The 251-nt window shown below is 55.0% G+C and carries 1 protein-coding gene; it reads right to left on the minus strand.

Annotated features, from left to right (window positions below; all coding sequences use genetic code 11):
- Positions 1-251, minus strand: a 251-nt coding sequence (locus R0J87_RS22895) for an N-6 DNA methylase (RefSeq protein ID WP_498889232.1), incomplete at both ends; no start/stop codon positions are given.

Raw genomic sequence — 251 nt, forward strand, 5'->3', positions numbered from 1 at the left:
CCAGCTTTGGGTCAACGCGGTTCACGATAAAGCGGGTGACGGCGCGAGGCGTATAGAATTCGCCAGCGTTGCCCGCGCTTTGCAGGTCGCGCAGGATTTGCTCATAGATGCCGCCAAAGGTGTGCCAGTCTTCGCGGTTATTGAAATCGACTTCGTTGATCTTGTTAATGACTTGCCGCAGCAACGTGCCGGATTTCATGTAGTTGTAGGCGTTCTCGAAGACGCGCTGGATAATGAGCGCCTGCTCTCGT

Source organism: Halomonas sp. SIMBA_159 (assembly GCF_046536035.1).
GTDB lineage: Bacteria > Pseudomonadota > Gammaproteobacteria > Pseudomonadales > Halomonadaceae > Vreelandella > Vreelandella venusta_A.